The 16,965-nt window shown below is 65.1% G+C and carries 20 protein-coding genes and 1 other RNA gene; 1 reads left to right on the forward strand and 20 read right to left on the reverse strand.

Going from position 1 to position 16,965, the window contains the following annotated elements; all coding sequences use genetic code 11:
• Positions 1 to 15: 15 nt before the first annotated feature.
• From yunB to QZS21_RS00695, 3 genes are all read right to left on the reverse strand, one after another.
• On the reverse strand, positions 16 to 717 hold the full coding sequence (gene yunB / locus QZS21_RS00685) for a sporulation protein YunB (RefSeq protein WP_295578996.1): 702 nt from the start codon (positions 715 to 717) through the stop codon (positions 16 to 18).
• A 208-nt stretch (positions 718 to 925) separates the two neighbouring features.
• Complete coding sequence (gene murD / locus QZS21_RS00690; RefSeq protein ID WP_295578998.1) at positions 926 to 2,302, reverse strand: UDP-N-acetylmuramoyl-L-alanine--D-glutamate ligase; 1,377 nt, start codon at positions 2,300 to 2,302, stop codon at positions 926 to 928.
• Between the two features lie 160 nt (positions 2,303 to 2,462).
• Complete coding sequence (locus tag QZS21_RS00695) at positions 2,463 to 2,681, reverse strand: hypothetical protein (RefSeq protein WP_295579000.1); 219 nt, start codon at positions 2,679 to 2,681, stop codon at positions 2,463 to 2,465.
• Positions 2,682 to 2,846: 165 nt separating this feature from the next.
• On the opposite strand from QZS21_RS00695, the gene rnpB reads away from it, so the two are divergent.
• An RNA gene (rnpB, locus tag QZS21_RS00700) (RNase P RNA component class A) lies at positions 2,847 to 3,220 on the forward strand.
• A 197-nt stretch (positions 3,221 to 3,417) separates the two neighbouring features.
• Here the strand turns inward: rnpB and QZS21_RS00705 are convergent.
• From QZS21_RS00705 to QZS21_RS00785, 17 genes are all read right to left on the reverse strand, one after another.
• Complete coding sequence (locus QZS21_RS00705; RefSeq protein WP_295579002.1) at positions 3,418 to 4,152, reverse strand: YebC/PmpR family DNA-binding transcriptional regulator; 735 nt, start codon at positions 4,150 to 4,152, stop codon at positions 3,418 to 3,420.
• Positions 4,153 to 4,154: 2 nt separating this feature from the next.
• The gene (locus QZS21_RS00710; protein ID WP_295579004.1) at positions 4,155 to 4,946 is read right to left on the reverse strand and encodes a Nif3-like dinuclear metal center hexameric protein; all 792 of its coding nucleotides are present in this window, start codon (positions 4,944 to 4,946) and stop codon (positions 4,155 to 4,157) included.
• A complete protein-coding gene (locus QZS21_RS00715) occupies positions 4,930 to 5,634 on the reverse strand; it encodes a class I SAM-dependent methyltransferase (RefSeq protein ID WP_295579008.1) in 705 nt (234 codons plus the stop codon). Before QZS21_RS00715 ends, QZS21_RS00710 begins: the two co-directional genes overlap by 17 nt.
• Positions 5,635 to 5,694: 60 nt before the next feature.
• Complete coding sequence (locus QZS21_RS00720; protein WP_295579010.1) at positions 5,695 to 5,901, reverse strand: DUF1858 domain-containing protein; 207 nt, start codon at positions 5,899 to 5,901, stop codon at positions 5,695 to 5,697.
• 188 nt (positions 5,902 to 6,089) lie between these two features.
• On the reverse strand, positions 6,090 to 6,371 hold the full coding sequence (locus QZS21_RS00725; protein ID WP_295579012.1) for a zinc-ribbon domain containing protein: 282 nt from the start codon (positions 6,369 to 6,371) through the stop codon (positions 6,090 to 6,092).
• A gap of 38 nt (positions 6,372 to 6,409) precedes the next feature.
• Positions 6,410 to 7,048 carry a sigma-70 family RNA polymerase sigma factor gene (locus QZS21_RS00730; RefSeq protein ID WP_295579015.1) on the reverse strand — a complete coding sequence of 213 codons (639 nt, stop codon included), beginning with the start codon at positions 7,046 to 7,048 and terminating at the stop codon, positions 6,410 to 6,412.
• A gap of 65 nt (positions 7,049 to 7,113) precedes the next feature.
• A complete protein-coding gene (gene glmM / locus QZS21_RS00735) occupies positions 7,114 to 8,469 on the reverse strand; it encodes a phosphoglucosamine mutase (RefSeq protein ID WP_295579018.1) in 1,356 nt (451 codons plus the stop codon).
• Positions 8,470 to 8,590: 121 nt separating this feature from the next.
• Positions 8,591 to 9,652, reverse strand: a complete 1,062-nt coding sequence (ruvB, locus tag QZS21_RS00740) for a Holliday junction branch migration DNA helicase RuvB (protein WP_295579021.1) — start codon at positions 9,650 to 9,652, stop codon at positions 8,591 to 8,593.
• Positions 9,653 to 9,663: 11 nt separating this feature from the next.
• A complete protein-coding gene (locus QZS21_RS00745; RefSeq protein WP_295579024.1) occupies positions 9,664 to 10,266 on the reverse strand; it encodes a hypothetical protein in 603 nt (200 codons plus the stop codon).
• Between the two features lie 15 nt (positions 10,267 to 10,281).
• Positions 10,282 to 10,614 (reverse strand): DUF6054 family protein, encoded by a 333-nt coding sequence (locus tag QZS21_RS00750; protein WP_295579027.1) that lies wholly within the window; start codon positions 10,612 to 10,614, stop codon positions 10,282 to 10,284.
• Between the two features lie 39 nt (positions 10,615 to 10,653).
• The gene (gene ruvA / locus QZS21_RS00755) at positions 10,654 to 11,259 is read right to left on the reverse strand and encodes a Holliday junction branch migration protein RuvA (RefSeq protein WP_295579030.1); all 606 of its coding nucleotides are present in this window, start codon (positions 11,257 to 11,259) and stop codon (positions 10,654 to 10,656) included.
• Positions 11,260 to 11,270: 11 nt separating this feature from the next.
• Complete coding sequence (ruvC, locus tag QZS21_RS00760; protein ID WP_295579032.1) at positions 11,271 to 11,780, reverse strand: crossover junction endodeoxyribonuclease RuvC; 510 nt, start codon at positions 11,778 to 11,780, stop codon at positions 11,271 to 11,273.
• Positions 11,781 to 11,979: 199 nt separating this feature from the next.
• Positions 11,980 to 12,771, reverse strand: a complete 792-nt coding sequence (locus QZS21_RS00765; RefSeq protein ID WP_295579034.1) for a bifunctional 2-polyprenyl-6-hydroxyphenol methylase/3-demethylubiquinol 3-O-methyltransferase UbiG — start codon at positions 12,769 to 12,771, stop codon at positions 11,980 to 11,982.
• Between the two features lie 215 nt (positions 12,772 to 12,986).
• Entirely contained in the window at positions 12,987 to 14,369 is a 1,383-nt protein-coding gene (locus tag QZS21_RS00770) for a DUF4179 domain-containing protein (protein WP_295579036.1), read from the reverse strand.
• Positions 14,366 to 14,875, reverse strand: coding sequence for a sigma-70 family RNA polymerase sigma factor (locus tag QZS21_RS00775; protein ID WP_295579038.1), 510 nt, complete (start codon positions 14,873 to 14,875; stop codon positions 14,366 to 14,368). The genes QZS21_RS00770 and QZS21_RS00775 overlap by 4 nt, the downstream gene beginning before the upstream one ends.
• Positions 14,876 to 15,030: 155 nt before the next feature.
• Positions 15,031 to 15,918 (reverse strand): site-specific tyrosine recombinase XerD, encoded by an 888-nt coding sequence (gene xerD / locus QZS21_RS00780; RefSeq protein WP_295579041.1) that lies wholly within the window; start codon positions 15,916 to 15,918, stop codon positions 15,031 to 15,033.
• 15 nt (positions 15,919 to 15,933) lie between these two features.
• A complete protein-coding gene (locus QZS21_RS00785; protein WP_295579043.1) occupies positions 15,934 to 16,563 on the reverse strand; it encodes a stage II sporulation protein M in 630 nt (209 codons plus the stop codon).
• Positions 16,564 to 16,965: the final 402 nt, after the last annotated feature.

The following is a 16,965-nucleotide window of genomic DNA, read 5'->3' on the forward strand; positions in this document are numbered from 1 at the left end:
GGGTCCTCCCGTTCGTTATCTGTTCAGAATGTAATCCTTCATATCCTCTTCGTAGGTGCCCGGCGTGGTGGAGAAATAGGTGTACGTCTCCGGCACGGAGCCCACGATAATGGTCTCCGCCACGGTGAAGGTGTTGGAGACCTTGGTGGCGGTGGCAAAGCCCGGCAGCAGGATGCTGACGTAGACATCAATGTTCAGCACGATCTGGTGCTTGGTCTGGTTGATTCCCGCGGAGGAGAAGGTGTTCTCAAACCGGGCCGAGGAGGACCCCACGGACTCCATCCGCACGGAGATGCGGGGCCCCCGGCCCGCCAGCAGCGCCGTGCCGCTGAGGGTGCCGATAGGGATGGACAGCTCCCGGGCGGAGACCTGGTCCACCCGGGTCAAAATGATGTCCAGAATCGACGATTGCAGCCGGTTGAAGGCGGCCATGTTGCTGTGGACCGCCGTGACGCGGCCCTCGGTGTCCTTTTCAAAGGAGATCAGGCTCTCGTACCGAATGGCCCCGTCCTCGATGGCCTCCGCCACCGCCTCGGAGACAATGCGGTTCACCGTGTTGGACACCCGGGTGGTGGCCAGGCTCTCCAGCAGGGGTCGCAGCTGGGCCGTGGCGAAGAACACCGCCCACAGCGCCAGCACCGCGGTCAAAAACGCCAGCGCCCGCAGCACCGCACGGCGGTCCCACTGCCGCCGGTAGTAGAAAAAACCGTTTCTCATGGCCCCGCCCCCTTCCCGCTATCCTATGCGGCGGGGGCATGGCCCTAGTATGCCCGGTTCCCAGGGAATCCGGCGGGCGGTGCGTCCGGCAGCGCGGAACTCCCGCCGGAAGACCGGCGGCAAGGCTACGCAAGGCATTTCCCTTGATACCAGTTGATACAACATGGCCGGAAGCGTTTTTGGTCCGCCCGGCGGCCCCTCTGCTGGCTCACTCCAGGGCGTTTACCAGGTCCTTGAAGACCTTTCCTCGCTCCATGAAGTTGGCAAAGCGGTCGAAGGAGGTGCTGGCGGGGGACAGCAGCACCACGTCCCCCTCTCCGGTCCGGCGCCGGGCCAGGTCCACCGCCTCCGGGTAGCTGGCGACCTCCACGATCTCCAGCCCCCGGTAGTTGGGGGCCTGCTCCACTGCCCGGCGGATCACCCCGGCGGTGGCGCCGCAGAGAATCAGCAGCTTCACATGGTCGTTCACCACGGGGCCCAGGCTGTCGTAGGGCACGCCCTTGTCCTTGCCACCGGCAAGGAGGACCACCTTCTCCTGGAAGGCGTTCAGCCCGGCGATGGTGCGGCTGGGGCTGGAGGCGATGGAGTCGTTGTACCACCGGACGCCCCGGAGGGTCCGCACCAGCTCGATCCGGTGCTCCACCCCGCCGAAGCTCCGGGCGAAGTTCCGGATGTACGCGTCGGGCACCAGGCCGTCCACGGCGGCGATGGCCGCCAGGTAGTTCTCCACGTTGTGGACCCCGGGGAGCATGATGTCGCCGGTGTCCATCACCACCCGCTCCGCTTCCCCGCAGCGGGCCACCACGGCGGTGCCCCGGAGGAACACGCCGTCCGGAACCTCCCGCTGCCGGGAGAAGAGGCGCACCCGGCCCGGGGCCTTTCCGGAGAGGGCCAGGGTGTCCGGATTGTCGGCGTTGAACACGGCAATATCCTGTGCGGACTGATGTGTAAAAATATTTTCCTTTGCAGAGCAATACTCCGCATAGTCCCGGTGGACGTCCAGGTGGTTGGGGGCGAGGTTGGTCATGACGGCGATGTGAGGGCTGCGGTCCATGGTCATCAGCTGGAAGGAGCTCAGCTCCAGCACCGCCAGGTCCTCCGGTCCCATCTCCCCGGCCTCCGCCAGCAGGGGGTGGCCGATGTTGCCCCCCAGGTGGACGGTACGGCCGCTCCGCCGCAGCAGTTCTGTGATGATGGTAGTGGTGGTGGTTTTCCCGTCGCTGCCGGTGACGGCCAGCAGCGGGCAGGGGCACACCTGGAAAAAGACCTCCATCTCGCTGGTGAGGACGGCGCCCCGGGCAACGGCGGCCGCCAGCTGGGGCAGGTCCGGCCGCATGCCGGGGGTGCGGAAGATCACGTCCTCCTCCAGCCCCTCCAGGTAGTCCTCCCCCAGCCGCAGCCTGGCGCCCAGGGCCTCCAGCTCCTCCGCCAGGGGGCCCAGGTCCTCCCGGCACTTTTTGTCGCAGGCAGTCACCGCCACACCCCGCTCCAGCAGCAGACGGATCAGCGGCCGGTTGGACACGCCGATGCCGATGACGGCCACGGTCTTGTGCCGCAGCGACGCCAGATACTCCTCAAATTTCACGGAAATCGCTCCTTATGTGAGCGGCCCCAGGCGGGCCGCCCGTTTTTGCATACTTAATTATTATACCGCAAACCTCCCGGGATTACAACGCGGCGCCGAAATTTTGCCACCTCGCCGGAGGGCCGCCTGCAAGAGGCGGCAGCGGCCTCCCCGCGCCCATTCAATCGGAATCTGCGGCGGCTTGGTCAGCCTCCAGCTGCTTTCCCTTGCATGCGTGGGCAAAGGTGCAGACGAAAAAGCAGATGCAAATAACGGCAGAAAGCGCAAGGAACGCGCTGCAATCCCGCAGCACCTGCCGTCCATTTTTTTGCGTGATGCTCTTGAGAATGCGGTTGATACAGTGCCAGTCAACCGGCAGCAGCGCCACCGCGACTGCCAACAGGCCAACGGTTCATCTCACAGACATGGTTCTCCCCTCTATGGGGGAAAACGCCCCCCTGTCGGTTTCACTTGCAGGTTTCATCTTATCATATGGGAGGGCGGCCCACAACGGGGAATTTTCTCTCGTTGACAACGGGGCGAGTTTCCTGTAAAATAAACACCGCGAGAAAAACAGACAGTCGCGTGGGCAGGCCGAAAGGCCGTCCATGAGGAAAGTCCGGGCTCCACAGGGCAAGGATAACGGGTAACGCCCGCCGAAGGCGACTTCAGGAAAAGTGCAACAGAGATATACCGCCTCCTGTCCCGTCAGGGACCCTGCTCTCGGCAGGGGGAGGTAAGGGTGGAAAGGTGCGGTAAGAGCGCACCCGGCGGCTCGAGAGTGTCCGCCGCTGTAAACTCTATCCGGAGCAACACCGTGGTTTGGAAGCATCAGGCCGGCCCGGCCGCTTCCCAGAGGTGGCTTGAGCGCTCTGGCAACAGGGCGCCTAGATAGATGACTGTCAAATACAGAACCCGGCTTACAGTTTTTCTCGCAGTTAGGATACGGCCCCTTCCGCGTGATCCGCGGAAGGGGCTTTTTCTCAGTCCTCCGCCAGGGCGGCCGCCGCCTCCCGGTGGGGATAGACGTCCACCCCGGGGGCGCAGACGTCCCAAAGATCAAACAAAACTTAACTTTTGTTCAATTTTGGAGAAAAAAAGAGGAACGGCCTTGGGCCGTTCCTCCGGTGTGCAAGTCAGTTGTTGTCCCAGTTGTGCCAGACGTTCTGGACGTCGTCGTTGTCCTCCAGCATGTCGATGAGCTTCTCCATGTTCTTCACATCCCCCTCATCGGAGAGGGCGATGTAGTTCTGGGGGACCATCTCGATGTCGGCGTTGACGAAGCTGTACCCCTTCCCCTCCAGGGCCTTCACCACGTCGTTGAAGGCGTCGGGGTCGGTGGTGATCTCCAGGGCGTCGCCGTCGGCCTCAAAGTCGGCGGCGCCGGCCTCCAGCGCGTCCATCATCACCGTGTCCTCCTCCAGCTCCCCGTCGGAGTTGTCGATGACGATGACGCCCTTCTTGTCGAAGGACCAGCTGACGCAGCCGGGGGCGCCCATGTTGCCGTTGCACTTGTCGAAGGCGTGGCGGACCTCCGGCGCGGTGCGCTGGCGGTTGTCCGTCAGGGCCTCCACGATGACGGCCACGCCGCCGGGGCCGTAGCCCTCGTAAGTAACGGCCTCGTAGTTGTCGGCGTTCCCGGAGCCCAGGGCCTTGTCGATGGTGCGCTTGATGTTGTCGTTGGGCATGTTGACGGCCTTGGCCTTGGCAATGACGGTGGCCAGACGGGAGTTGTTGTTGGGGTCGCCGGAGCCGCCCTCCTTCACCGCCACGATGATCTCCCGGGCGATCTTGGTGAACGCGGCGGAGCGCTTGGCGTCGGCCGCGCCCTTGGTCTTTTGGATGTTATGCCATTTCGAATGTCCAGACATAGTTATGACTCTCCTTCAACGTAGTACTGAATCACTTCCCGGTGGGAAGCGGATTTGAAAACGGACAGCGCGGGGAACTGCTCCGTCAAAAACGAGATGAGCTTGGCGCAGACCGGGTTTTCCGTTGGAAAGTGGCCCGCGTCGATGAGGTTGACGCCCTTCCCCGGGGCGTCCAGAAACTGGTGGTAGCTCAGATCCGCGGTCACATAGGTGTCGCACCCGGCGGCGATGGCATCGTCCGCAAAGTCGCCGCAGGCGCCGCCGCCCACGCCCACCCGGCAGACGGGCCGTCCGGCGTCGGCGTACCGCAGGCCGTTGCAGCCCAGGGCCCGGGAGACGAACCGGGCAAAGTCCGCCAAGGCCATGGGCTGGGGCAGCGTCCCCACCCGGCCCAGGCCGTTTTCGCACAGCGGCCCAGGGTCCTCCAGCCGCAGCGCCTCCGCCAGGGCGTCGTTCACCCCGCCCCAGGCCACGTCCAGATTGGTGTGCATGCAGACGGCGCAGATCTCCCGGCGCAGGAGCTTGCGCAGGAGATGGCCCTGCGGGGTGTCCTCCCGGATGCTCTGCACCGGCAGCCATCGGCAGTTCATGATGGGGTGATGGGCCACAATCATCTGGCAGTCCCGGGCGATGGCCTCGTCCGCCACCGCCTCCGTGATGTCCAGGGCCACCAGCACCCGCTCCACGCTCCGCTCCGGGTCCCCCAGCAGCAGACCCACATTGTCCCAGTCCATGGTGCCCTCCCCAGGGGCCAACTGGAACAGCCGCTCTTCGATCTCACCGGCTTTGGGCATGACGCCACTCCTCTCTCAGCTTCAACAGGGCGGTGAGGACGTCCCGCAGCGCGTCCGCCCTCTCCCGGTCCCCGGGGTCCGTGGAGCGGTTCAGCCCCGCCACGGCCCCCTGCAAACGGATGATCTTCTCGATGATGTACCGCTCCCCCAGCGGGTCCTGGAGGAGCCTGGCGCCGCCCCAGCGCTGGCCCAGGGTCAGCGTCATCTCCCCCGCCCCGGCCTCCATCACCGGATACAGTGTGCCCCGGTCCCGGACCAGGGCCTCCCGGGTGATGGCGTAGCCGTTTCCCGCCAGGAAGGCCCGCAGGTCCTCGGCGTGGGTCATGGGCTGGAGGAGCAGGGTGTGGCGGCCGGCCGCCGTCCAGGGGGCGGCGGACAGAATGGCGGCGATGTGCTCGCCCCCCATTCCCGCGATGACGATGGTATCCGCCTCCTCCGGGGCGATGGCCGAGAGGCCGTCACACAGGCGGAAGTCGATGCCGCCGGCGCCGTAGGCCGCGCCGGTGGCCCTGGCCCGGGCCAGAGGCCCCCGGCGCAGGTCGCTGGCAATGGCAGAGGCCACGCGGCCGTGGAGCGTCAGCCACACGGGCAGATAGGCGTGGTCCGTGCCAACATCAGCGAGCTTTGCGCCGGGGGGCACCCAGTCGGCCAGCAGTTGCAGCCGGGGGGTGAGTTCCAGGTGTTTCAAGGAAGGTCCTCCTCCGTGGAAGGACGCATACGGGATGGCCCCGTATGCGTCCCATCGTTTTTACTGGGCCTTGTTGGCTTCCTCGTTCACCAGGGCCAGCAGCTTCTCGCAGTCCACGCCGTGGACCATGCAGGCCTCCTCCACGGTCTCCCCGCGGGAAGAGGGGCAGCCCAGGCAGTGCATCCCGATGGAGAGGAAGATGGGCGCGGTCTGGGGGGCAAGATCCAGGATATCACCGATGATGGTGTCTTTCGTAATGTTGATCATGGGAAGGTTCCTCCAATCTAAAATTCAACGGTGGTATTATACCCTATTCTCCGCGGGAATTCAATAGAAAATCACGGAATGGCGGTTTTTTGTTGAAAAATGGCGCCGCGCCCGGGAAAAAAGAGGAGACGCCCACGGAACTGGGCGTCTCCTCTCGGATCGCAACTATAAAAACCGAAGACGGCTTGTTATCTCTGCTGATCGCGCATCTTAGCGAAGCACTCGCTGCAGTACACGGGACGGTCAGACTTGGGCTCGAAGGGAACCTTGGCCTCGCCGCCGCAGGAGGCGCAAACAGCAGTGAAGTACTCGCGGGGGCCGCGGGCGGCGTTCTTGCGAGAATCACGGCAGCTCTTGCAGCGCTGGGGCTCATTCTGGAAGCCGCGCTCCGCATAGAACTCCTGCTCACCGGCGGTGAACACGAACTCCTGGCCGCACTCTTTGCACACTAAAGTCTTGTCTTCGTACATGATGTTACCCTCTCTTTGAAAAGAAAAATATATTGCGTTCAGCTTCCGCTGAGATCGCCGGAAAGAAGTTGCCGCGCTACCTTGCGCCGGATGCGCTGCACGGCGTTGTCCACGGACTTTGGGGGTTTGCCTACCGTCTCGGCAATTTCCCTGCATGAAAGACCGTCTAAATAGTACCCCAAAATCTTCGCTTCAAATTCGGACAACTGTTTCCGGACACCGGTTAAGAGGGCTGCCGTGTGCTCCCTGTCGATCAGGAAATCTTCGGGATTGCGCTGCGCCAAATGACTGGTACCAGAGGTGTAGGAATTACTGTCAAAGTAGGGCGTATCCAAAGGAACCGACTGATTGAGCGGCAAATGCTTGTCGCGCACTGCGGCGCGGAGAACGGAATACAGCCGGTTGCGAATGCAAATTTCTGCGAATGTCCGGAAGGACGCCTCTTTGTCCGCGTCGTATTCCCGCACCGCTTTGATGAGCCCCACCATCCCCTCCTGGGTCAGGTCCTCACTGTCGCCTCCCACCAGGAAAAAGGGACGAGCGCAGGTACGGACCAGCCGGTTGTAGCGGGTCACCAGGACCTCCTCCGCTGCCCGGCTGCCCTGGGCGGCCATGCGGCAGAGTGTTTCATCCGGGAGTTCGGTCCAAGTCTCGGGGTGCTCATAAGATTTACACATATTGTATTATACCTGTTCAGCCATGGAAATGTCAAGCAAATGTTCAAAAAATATACGGCTGGTCCTTAAAAATTTAGTGATTTTATAAAATCCGCCAGGCGCTGGGCCGTGTCTCCGGCGATTTCGGCGGTCTTGGCCTCCACCATCACTCGGATCAGCGCCTCCGTGCCGGAGGCCCGGACCAGAATCCGGCCCTCCCCCGCCAGAGCCGCCGCCTCCCGCTCCACGGCGCCGCGGAGCGCATCGGAGTCCATGATCCGTTCCTTCACGCCGCCGCTGTGGGGCACCGTCACGTTCAGGAGGACCTGGGGATAGGTGGCGCAGACGGCGGAAAGGGCGCTGGCCCGCTCCCCGGACCGGGCCAGGACCTGGAGGAACTGGAGGGCCGTCACCTCGCCGTCCCCGGTGGTCTCCAGGCCGGTGAAGATGGTGTGGCCGGACTGCTCGCCTCCCAGGCAGTAGCCGTGGCGGAGCATCTCCTCCAGCACGTTCCGGTCCCCCACCCCGGTACACACCAGGTCGATGCCGTTTTTCCGGCAGAATTCGTGGAGGCCCAGGTTGCTCATGACGGTGGCCACAATGGTGTTGCCGGTGAGCTCGCCCCGGCGCTTCATATCCAGGGCGCACACCGCCATCACCTTGTCGCCGTCGATGGGGTGTCCCAGCTCATCCACCAGCAGGCAGCGGTCCGCATCGCCGTCGAAGGCCACGCCCACGCCGTACCCGCCCTGCACCACGGCGGCGGCCAGATCCTCCAGATGGGTGGAGCCGCAGCGGCTGTTGATGTTCACGCCGTCGGGGTCCCGGTGGATGAAGTCGGTGTGGGCCTTGAAGCGGCCGAAGAGCTCCGGCGCGGTGGCGCTGGCGGCGCCGTTGGCGCAGTCCACCAGAATCTTCAGGCCCGCCAGGTCCGATTCCACCGTGGAGGCCACAAAGTCGATATACTCCCGCTTCAACTGGCGCATGCCGTGGTGGCGGCGGCCGATCTCCCCCCGGGTACGGAGCCGGATGGGCTGGTCGGAGAGAATCTTCTCCTCAATGCGGCCCTCCACCTCGTCGGAGAGCTTATAGCCCTGGCCGCTGAACACCTTGATGCCGTTGTGCTCATAGGGGTTGTGGCTGGCGGAGAGGACGATGCCCGCGTCGGCCTGCTCCCGACGGCTGAGGTAGGCCACGGCGGGAGTGGGAATGGTGCCCACGGGCTTCACGTCGCCGCCCACGGAGCAGATGCCCGCCATGAGAGCGGATTCCAGCATATCGGAGGAGATGCGGGTGTCCTTGCCGATGACCACGGTGGGGCGGCCGCCCTTCTCCTCCATCAGCACGGCGGCCACCGCCTGGCCCACGCGGAAGGCCATGTCGGCGGTGAGGTTCTCCCCCACTACGCCGCGGATGCCGTCGGTTCCAAATAATTTACCCATATCCTGATATTCCCTTCTGGTGAATTGATCGAAATCTACAGGGGTGCCCTGCGGGGGAGGTTTTGCGCGTCCGGCGCGGGGACGGGGCGCGGATTTCTTCTTCGCGGACCGCTCAACACCCTTACAGCGTCAGCTGCTCCATGGGATTCTCCGCCGCAGTCCCGCCGGGAATCGCCCGGTGGAGATGCTGGTAAGCCCGCTGGGTGACGCACCGCCCCCGGGGCGTCCGGGTGAGGAAGCCCAACTGCATGAGGTAGGGCTCATACACGTCCTCCAGGGTGACGGACTCCTCCCCGATGGTGGCCGCCAGGGTCTCCAGACCCACGGGGCCGCCGTTGTAGTTGTCGATGATGGCCCCCAGCATCCGCCGGTCCACCGTGTCCAGGCCCAGGTGGTCGATCTCCAGGGCGCAGAGGGCCTGGTCCGCCGCATCCTTGGTGATGACCCCGTCGGCCTTCACCTGGGCGAAGTCCCGGACCCGGCGCAGCATCCGGTTGGCAATCCGGGGCGTGCCCCGGCTGCGGCGGGCGATCTCGTAGGCCCCCTCCGGCACGATGTCCACGCGCAGAATCCCCGCGGACCGGGTGACGATCCGCGCCAGCTCCTCCGGGGTGTACAGCTCCAGCCGCAGCGTCACGCCGAACCGGTCCCGCAGGGGGGCGGACAGCTGGCCCGCCCGGGTGGTGGCGCCGATGAGGGTGAACTGGGGCAGGTCCAGCCGGATGGAGTTGGCGCTGGGCCCCTTCCCCACGATGATGTCCAGGGCGTAGTCCTCCATGGCGGGATAGAGAATCTCCTCCACGGAACGGTTCAGCCGGTGGATTTCGTCCACAAAGAGGATATCCCCCTCGCTGAGGTTGGTCAAAAGGGCCGCCAGGTCCCCGGGCTTTTCAATGGCGGGGCCGGAGGTAATGCGGATGTTGACGCCCATCTCCTGGGCGATGATGCCGGCCAGGGTGGTCTTGCCCAGGCCCGGAGGGCCGTGGAGCAGCACGTGGTCCAGCGCCTCCTCCCGGCGGCGGGCGGCCTCGATGAAAATGGCCAGGTTGTCCTTGGCCTTCTCCTGGCCGATGTACTCCTGGAGCGTCTTGGGCCGCAGAGACCCCTCCTGGGCGTCCTCCTGGAGGAAGGTCTTGGCCACAATAGGCTCTTCGTAGATGTCGTTTCCAAAGTCGATGCTCATGCGTTCCCTTCCTATTCCTCCGGTGTCCCGGGGCCGGACTGCTCCAGCTCCTTCGGCAGGGCGCCGATGCCGTCCAGCACATAGATGTCCAGGATATAGTCCGCCTCCAGATGCTCCCGGCCCACGCCGCCGTCCGTCACGGCATAGGCATCCACCGAAGCGTCGCGGTTGTCGCCGTACACCTGGATGTCGCACTTCGAACCGCTGAGAAAGCCCCCGGCGTTCCAGCGGCCCGTGAGGGCCAGGCCCCGGTCCGGCAGGTCGTTCATGCCCTCGTAGGCCCAGCGCAGGCCCAGCAGGCGGCGCTCAAACACGGCGATACTCCGCGCCCCGGAGTCCTCCTCATATAAAACCGCCTGCACCCGGCCCTCCCGGGCGGTTTTGAGAACCGTCACCGCCTGGCCCCGGGACTGGGCCAGCCAGTCCGCCGCATCCCCGGCGGCGGGGCCGCAGGTGTCCGCGCCGAAGGCCGCCCGCACCGTCAATCCCGCCCAGAGGCCCACCAGCAGCATCCCCACGGCGATCCAGTTGTTGCGGGTGCGCTTGTGCCGGGCTCGGGTCTCCGCCTCTCTCCGGGCCTGGGCCTTCTCCCGGGCGTTTTTCTTGCTGCTCAAAATGCCGTCCTCCTGTCAAAGCGTTTCCACGAGTTCCCGCAGGCAGTCCAAAAATCCCTCTTCCCCAAAGGTGTTGATCTTGAAGAACATCGCCTGGCTGCCGCCGGAGGCGATGGCGGAGAGAAACAGCTCCTGGCCGCGCCCCACCAGCGTCAGATTCAGGCTCACCCGGTTGCCGCCCGAAAAGCTGTACCGCTCATAAACCCGCACGGCACACCGCAGGTCCCCGGAGGCATAGTCGCTGCCGTCCTCATAGCTGGCGGAGGCGCTGCCCGAGAGCATACCGTCGTGAAGTCTGCACAAAACCCGGTCGAAGTCGCCGTGGATGCTCCGCTCGTATTTCGCCATAAAACCGCCCTCCGTTCCCTGCCCGCCATGTGGGACGGGCTACTTCACCATCTTCTTCAGGCCCTGGCGGATGATCTCCTCCAGGGGCAACTGCTCCACGTCCACGCCCTTCAGGGCGATGCCCACCTCCTGGCTGGAATAGCCCAGCACCGCCAGGGCCTGGGCGGCCTCCGCGGCCTTGTTGGAGAACAACGGCGCCGCCGGGGCGCCCTTTCCGCCGGAGAAGTCCAGCCCCGCGGCGCTCTCCCGGGCCAGTTTGTCCTTCAGCTCCAGGATGATCCGCTGGGCGATCTTCTTGCCGATGCCCGGCGCCGCCGTCAGGGTCTTTTCGTCCCCGGTGACCACGGCCATGGCCAGGGCCTCCGGCGTGGCGGCGGACAGAATGGCCAACGCCGCCCGGGGCCCCACGCCGGACACGCCGATGAGCAGCTTGAAGCTGGTCAGCTCCTTCTGGCTTGCAAAGCCGTAGAGGCCGAAGGCGTTTTCCGCCACGTTCAAAAAGGTGTACAGCTTGCCCCGCTGGCCCTTTTTCAGGGCGGCCAGGGTGTTGTTTGTGGTCATGCAGGCGTAGCCCACACCGCCGCAGTCCATCACGGCCAGACCGGGCAGCAGCTCCGCCACGGTGCCGTCCAAATAGTAAAACATGCGCTCTCTCCTTAAATGGTCTCCTTCACGTCCCCTGTCCGCGGGAGGCGTGAAGTAAAACTCCTTGCGTGGCACAGGGCCAGGGCCAGGGCGTCCGCAGCGTCGTCGGGCCGGGGGACGGCCCGCAGCTTCAGCAGCCGCCGGGTCATGTCCATGACCTGGCGCTTCTCCGCCTTGCCGTAGCCGGTGACCGCCAGCTTCACCTGGGAGGGGGTGTACTCGAAGAGGGGGACGCCGCAGGCCTCGGCGGCGCAGAGAATGACGCCCCGGCCGTGGGCCACGGCGATGCCGGTGGTGATGTTGTTGTTGAAAAACAGCTCCTCAATGGAGATGACGTCCGGATTCAGGCGGCCGATCAGCTCCTCCATATCCCGGCTGATCTGGTACAGCCGCCGGCTGAGGGGCAGCCCCGCCGGGGTGGTGATGGCGCCGTAGGTCACCATATGCACTTGTGCCCGCTCCGCCTCCACCAGGCCGAAGCCGATGGTGGCGATGCCGGGGTCGATGCCCAAAATGCGCATGGCCCTCCCCTTCCCGGTCTGCATTCCGTATCAGTATAGCAAATTTACCGGGAGAGCGCAACAGCAAAAACCGGTGGTCTTTGCTGCGGGAGCGGGGTGCGCGCGGGCCCGGCAGCCCGCTTTCGCCGAAACAGGCAAACAGAATCCCTGCACGGTTTCGGTGCAGGGATTCTCCATCCACGCGCAGCGGCGCAGCCGTTTATTTCCGAAAGATGTCAATTGCATGGCTGGTGATGCCCAGCAGGTCGCTGCGCTCACAGGTTGCGAAGTGGTAGCGCAAAAACAGCGCAAACGTGTCGCTGTCCATGGCGTCGATCGCCTCCCGCAGGAGCAGGGCGCATCCGTCTGCGGCCACGTAGTGCAACCGGGTGACGGGAAAGGCGGACAGGAGCGCGTCAATGTCCTCCTTGCGGACCAGTTCAAACAGGTCCTTCGGCTCGGACCTGGCGGCGAAGGTCCGGGCGTCGATCAAGCCCTGTTCGATATACTGGGAAACACAGATATTCCCCCGCTGGAAGCCCTCGTCGAGGAGGCAGCCGTCGGAGATCACATAGGCGGCAAACACCACGCCGCCCGGTTTTGTCACACGAATGGCCTCCCGCAGTGCCTGTTCCTTGTCCGCTTTGGTGTACAGGTGATACATGGGGCCCAGCAGCAGCGTGATGTCGTACCCATTGTCTGGAAACGCAGACAGATCCTGGGCATTGCCCTGCACAATGGTGACGGGCTCCTGGGGCCGGGTGTTTCGCCGGAACACCTCGATGTTGTGCGCCACCAGTTCCACCGCATCAACGGCGTAGCCCTTTCGCGCCAGCGCATGGGAATACCGGCCCGTTCCGGCGCCGATTTCCAGCACCCGGTCCCCCGGCTTTCCGTATTTCTCGATATAGCGCATCGTGGTCAGGAACTCAACCGAGCCGTGTCTTGGCAGCAGTCGGCTGTCCTCGTCGTAATGGCTGTAATGGTCAATCAGGTATTGATCCGTCTCCATATCGAATTCCCCCCATAGCGGTCCGGCAGGCGCCAAGCGCCCTCTTGCAGGAAGGGCCTTTCCGCCGAAGGCGGCCCGCGCTTTTCGATATCCTATCACATCGGCCCGTTTTTCACAAGGCCAAGTAAAACCGACGGGGCGTTTTCCATGGGCGCCTCCCTGCCACGGCAAAAACCGGGGCGCCCGCTGCCGCAGGCGCCCCGGAGGGGATGGCTCTATTTGACGGGGACGGACACCGGCGCGGCGAAGGCCGTCTCGCGGTTGAAGTGGGGTTCCAGGTAGGCCGTGTTCCCCTGGAGGCCCGCCAGGGGGAACTCCTCGGTGAACCAGGTCTCCTCGTCCCGCCGCTCCCCGGTCTCCGGGTCCACCCAGCCGAAGGTGCTACTGTTCTGCCAGATGTCGTGGGGCTCCCCCGCCTCGTCCCAGAAGGAGCCGGAGAAGAGGTTGTACATGCCGCCGTCCGCCTCCCGAGGGAGGGCGAAGGACACCAGCCAGCCGTCCGGATACCGCTCCGCGCCCAGGAAGCGGACGTTCTCCGGCAGGTTCTCCGCGGTACCCTCCGCCAGATTGAGCCGCACCCGGGCGTTCTCCTTGTCCTGCCACCGGGCGCCGGTGATGTGGAGGGTCAGGTGCTCGCCCCCGCTGAAATAGGGGCTGTCCAGCCAGAGGGAGCCCTGGCTGCTGCCCCCGGCCAGGCCGGTGGAGAGGAGGCCGTTGGTGCTGGGCACGAAGGTGTCCCCCGTCTCCGTCTCCAGGTAGAAGTCCAGCCCCGTCAGCCAGGCGGTATTGGCCGGGTCCATGGCGAGGTTCAGCCGCATGTGGGTGGGATAGACCTCCGCCTCAGTCACGGTGACGGTCTGTCCGTCCAACACCACGGCGGCGCCGATGGGGATCCGCTCCCCTTGGGCGGTGAAGTAGGGGGAGAACTCCAGGCGGAAGCGGAAGTCCGCCAGATAGCCCGGGACTGGGTCCGGCGGCAGAAACAGGGAATCCTCCACGGAGGCCTCCGGCGCGGCGGGCTCCTCACTAGAGTGTCCCCGGTAGATCTGCATCCGCAGCTCCAGGGTGTCCGGCATATCCCGGTCAATGAAGTCCACCCGGAAGGAACGAAGCTCGCCGTTGGGGGTGCCGAAGGAGCCGGAACTGCTGGAGACGCCGCCGCACTCCTCCAGTTCCAGCGTGCAGTCCGCCTCCAGGGGGCCCTGGCTGCGGGTGTCCAGGGTGTAGTAGATGTTCAGCTGCCGCTGGTCCACGATGACGTATTCCACCGTGGCGGTGACGCCGTTCTCCGTCTGGCTCTGGCCGATGGGCTGTACGTAGTCGTGCTCCACAGCGGCGCTGAGGCTGGGGGACCAGGCCACCGCCTTGGCCAGCTCCCGCAGCAGCGGCACGCCGCCGCAGGCCCGGGCGAAGGGCGGGAACAGGTTCACCAGCAACATGAAGCCCACAAAGCAGGCCGCCAGGCTCCCCGCCGGGACGCTCCACAGCCGCAGCCGCCGCCGTGCCCGGTACCGGGCCAGGGCCCGGCCGGCGGTGCCCTCCAGCCCGGGCGGAAGGGGCTCCGCCAGCAGGGCTCTGTACTCCTCGTTCCGGTTCATGAGCAAGCCTCCTCTCCCAGCTCCAGCCGCAAGAGCGCCAGGGCCCGGCGCTGCCGGGTGGCCACGGTGCCCTGGGGCAGTTCCAGCGCGTCGGCGGTCTCCGCCTGGGTGTACCCGGCGAAAAATCGCAGGATCACCACCATCCGCAGTTCCTCCGGCAGGCGGCGGACCGCCTCCCGCAGGGGCAGGCCGTCGTAGGCGTCCGGCCCGGCGGTGTCCGGCAGAGCCTCCTCCCCGCCGGGGGCGAAGCGCCGCCTGCGGCGCAGCTCCCGGTGGCACTCGTTGAGGAGGATGCGGGTGAGCCAGGTCTCCAGCACCGCCGCCTCCCGCAGGGACCGCAGCGCCCGCAGCGCCTGGTACACCGCCTCGTCCACCGCCTCCAGGGCGTCGGCCTCGCTGCCAAGATACAGGTACGCGGTGCGGTACAGCCGCCCCCGGACGGCCTCCGCCCGGCGGGCGAACTCCTCCTGGCTCACCGCCGCTCCGCGCGGCTCTCTCGGTTCCATCGGCGCTCCCCCTCCTTTCCTTCACCCATTAGAGTGCCCGGCGGCGCGTTTTGTTTGCCCCGGCGCAAAAAGATTCCCCTTCCCGTTTCAGGGAAGGGGCAGAGGCGTCCCCGCGGCCCGCCGCAAAGCCCCTCCGCGGGAGGCGGCGGGGCCGCTCAGGCCCGGGGATGGGCCTTCTGGTACACGTCCTTGAGCTGCTTTTTCACCACGTGGGTGTAGATCTGGGTGGAGGAGATGTCCGCGTGGCCCAGCATCTCCTGGATGGACCGCAGATCCGCCCCGTTTTCCAGCAGGTGGACGGCGAAGGAGTGGCGCAGGGTGTGGGGGGTGATGTCCTTCTCGATGCCCGCCCGCTCCTGGTAGTACTTGATGATCTTCCAAAAGCCCTGGCGGCTCATCCGCTCGCCGCTCATGTTCACAAACAGCGCGGCCTCGTCCCCGTCGGCGATCAGCTGGGGGCGGATGTTCTTCACATAGTCGGACAGGGCCTTTACGGCGGTGTGGTACAGCGGGATGATCCGCTCCTTCCCCCGGTTCACGCAGCGGACGAATCCGGCGGCCAGGTTCAAATCCGTTAAATCCAGGGAGATCAGCTCACTGACCCGGATGCCCGTGGCGTACAGCAGCTCCAGCATGGCGTGGTCCCGGAAGCCCTTGGCGTCCACGCACTGGGGCTGCTCCAAAAACAGTTCCACTTCCTTGCTGGTGAGAATCTCCGGGTACTTCCGCTCCACCTTGGCGGCGGCCACCCCCCGGGCGGGGTTGGTCCCCACGGACCCCTCCGCCAGGAGGAAGTTGTAAAACGACTTCACCGAGGCCAGAAACCGGGTGACGGAGGCGGCGGACTTGCCGTGGCCCAGCATGAAGCTCATGTAGCCCTCCACCATGCCGGCGTCCGCCTCCCGGGGCCCGCAGTCCTGGACGGTGTGGAGGTACTCGGCAAACTGGGTCACGTCCCGGAGATAGGAGCTGATGGTGTTTTGGGAGGCGTGCTTCTCCCCCGCCAGATACGCGCCGTAGCGTCCGATATCGTCCGTGGCCATCTCCCCCTCTCTCGTTCAAATCACAATCCGCGGCAAAACCAGCCCCAGCAGCCGGGGCGACGCCGCCATATCCACACACATGCCCGCCAGCAGCACCAGTATCGCGCCGCCCAGCCGGAGCCAGCAGCTCCGCCCGTACGCCGCCGCCACCGGCCGCCGCCCTCTCCCAAAGGACGCCCTGGCCAGGGCGGCGGAGGTCTCCAGCGAGGGGACCGCCAGCAGAAAAAAACAGGGCAGCGTCACCAGGCACCGGATGCCGGACACCGCCAGCGCCAGCAGCACGCCGCCGCTGCCGAAGGCCGCCGTAAAGCAGCAGACGGAAAAGGACAGGAAGAAGCCGAAGGCCAGCGCCGTGCAGGGCAGCAGCGCCACGCCGATGGAGGAAAACCCCAGCAGAAAGGCCAGCAGCGGATACCGCAGATACAGCACCAGGGCCGAGAGCACCGCGCCCGCCCCCTGCCGGTCCCCGCCGTCCACCCGTACAAAATCCGATAAGTAGCGCTCCAGCTCTGCGCCGGTGGCGTCCGGCACCCGGGAGAGCACGACCTGTCCCAAAAGAATGCCGAAAAAAAAGAACAGCGCCAGCGCCAGCAGCCGGGGCAGCGGGGAGGGCGGTCCCCCGTCCCTACGTCTCTTCCAATTCAAAACCGACTCACCTCGCTCTACCCTATGAGAGAGGCGCCGGCTTTATACGAAACAGTTAACGTAAACCTTGTACGTTTTAATATAGTGCAATTTTCCAGATTTATCAAGGAATTTGCGGGAAAATCACGTTTTTTGTCAGTTATGCCCAAATGTTATGTAAACATAGTTATGTAAACTACTAAAACCTGGGTGGGCAGGGGCCGGGCGGCACGGGGCAAAAGGGCCATATCTGGTGGCCCCGGCGGAAGCGCCGCCCCATATCTGCCCGGCCTCCCGCCTCCCCCGCCCCAGGGGATCTTTGGAGAAGAAACAGGGACGGTCCGAAGAATTTCGTGACTTTTCACAAATGCTCACCGGCGGCGTTTTTTGCTCCGGCGGCCCTGGGCCCCCAGCACCCCCGCC

Source organism: uncultured Oscillibacter sp., from assembly GCF_900544955.1.
Taxonomy (GTDB): domain Bacteria; phylum Bacillota; class Clostridia; order Oscillospirales; family Oscillospiraceae; genus Oscillibacter.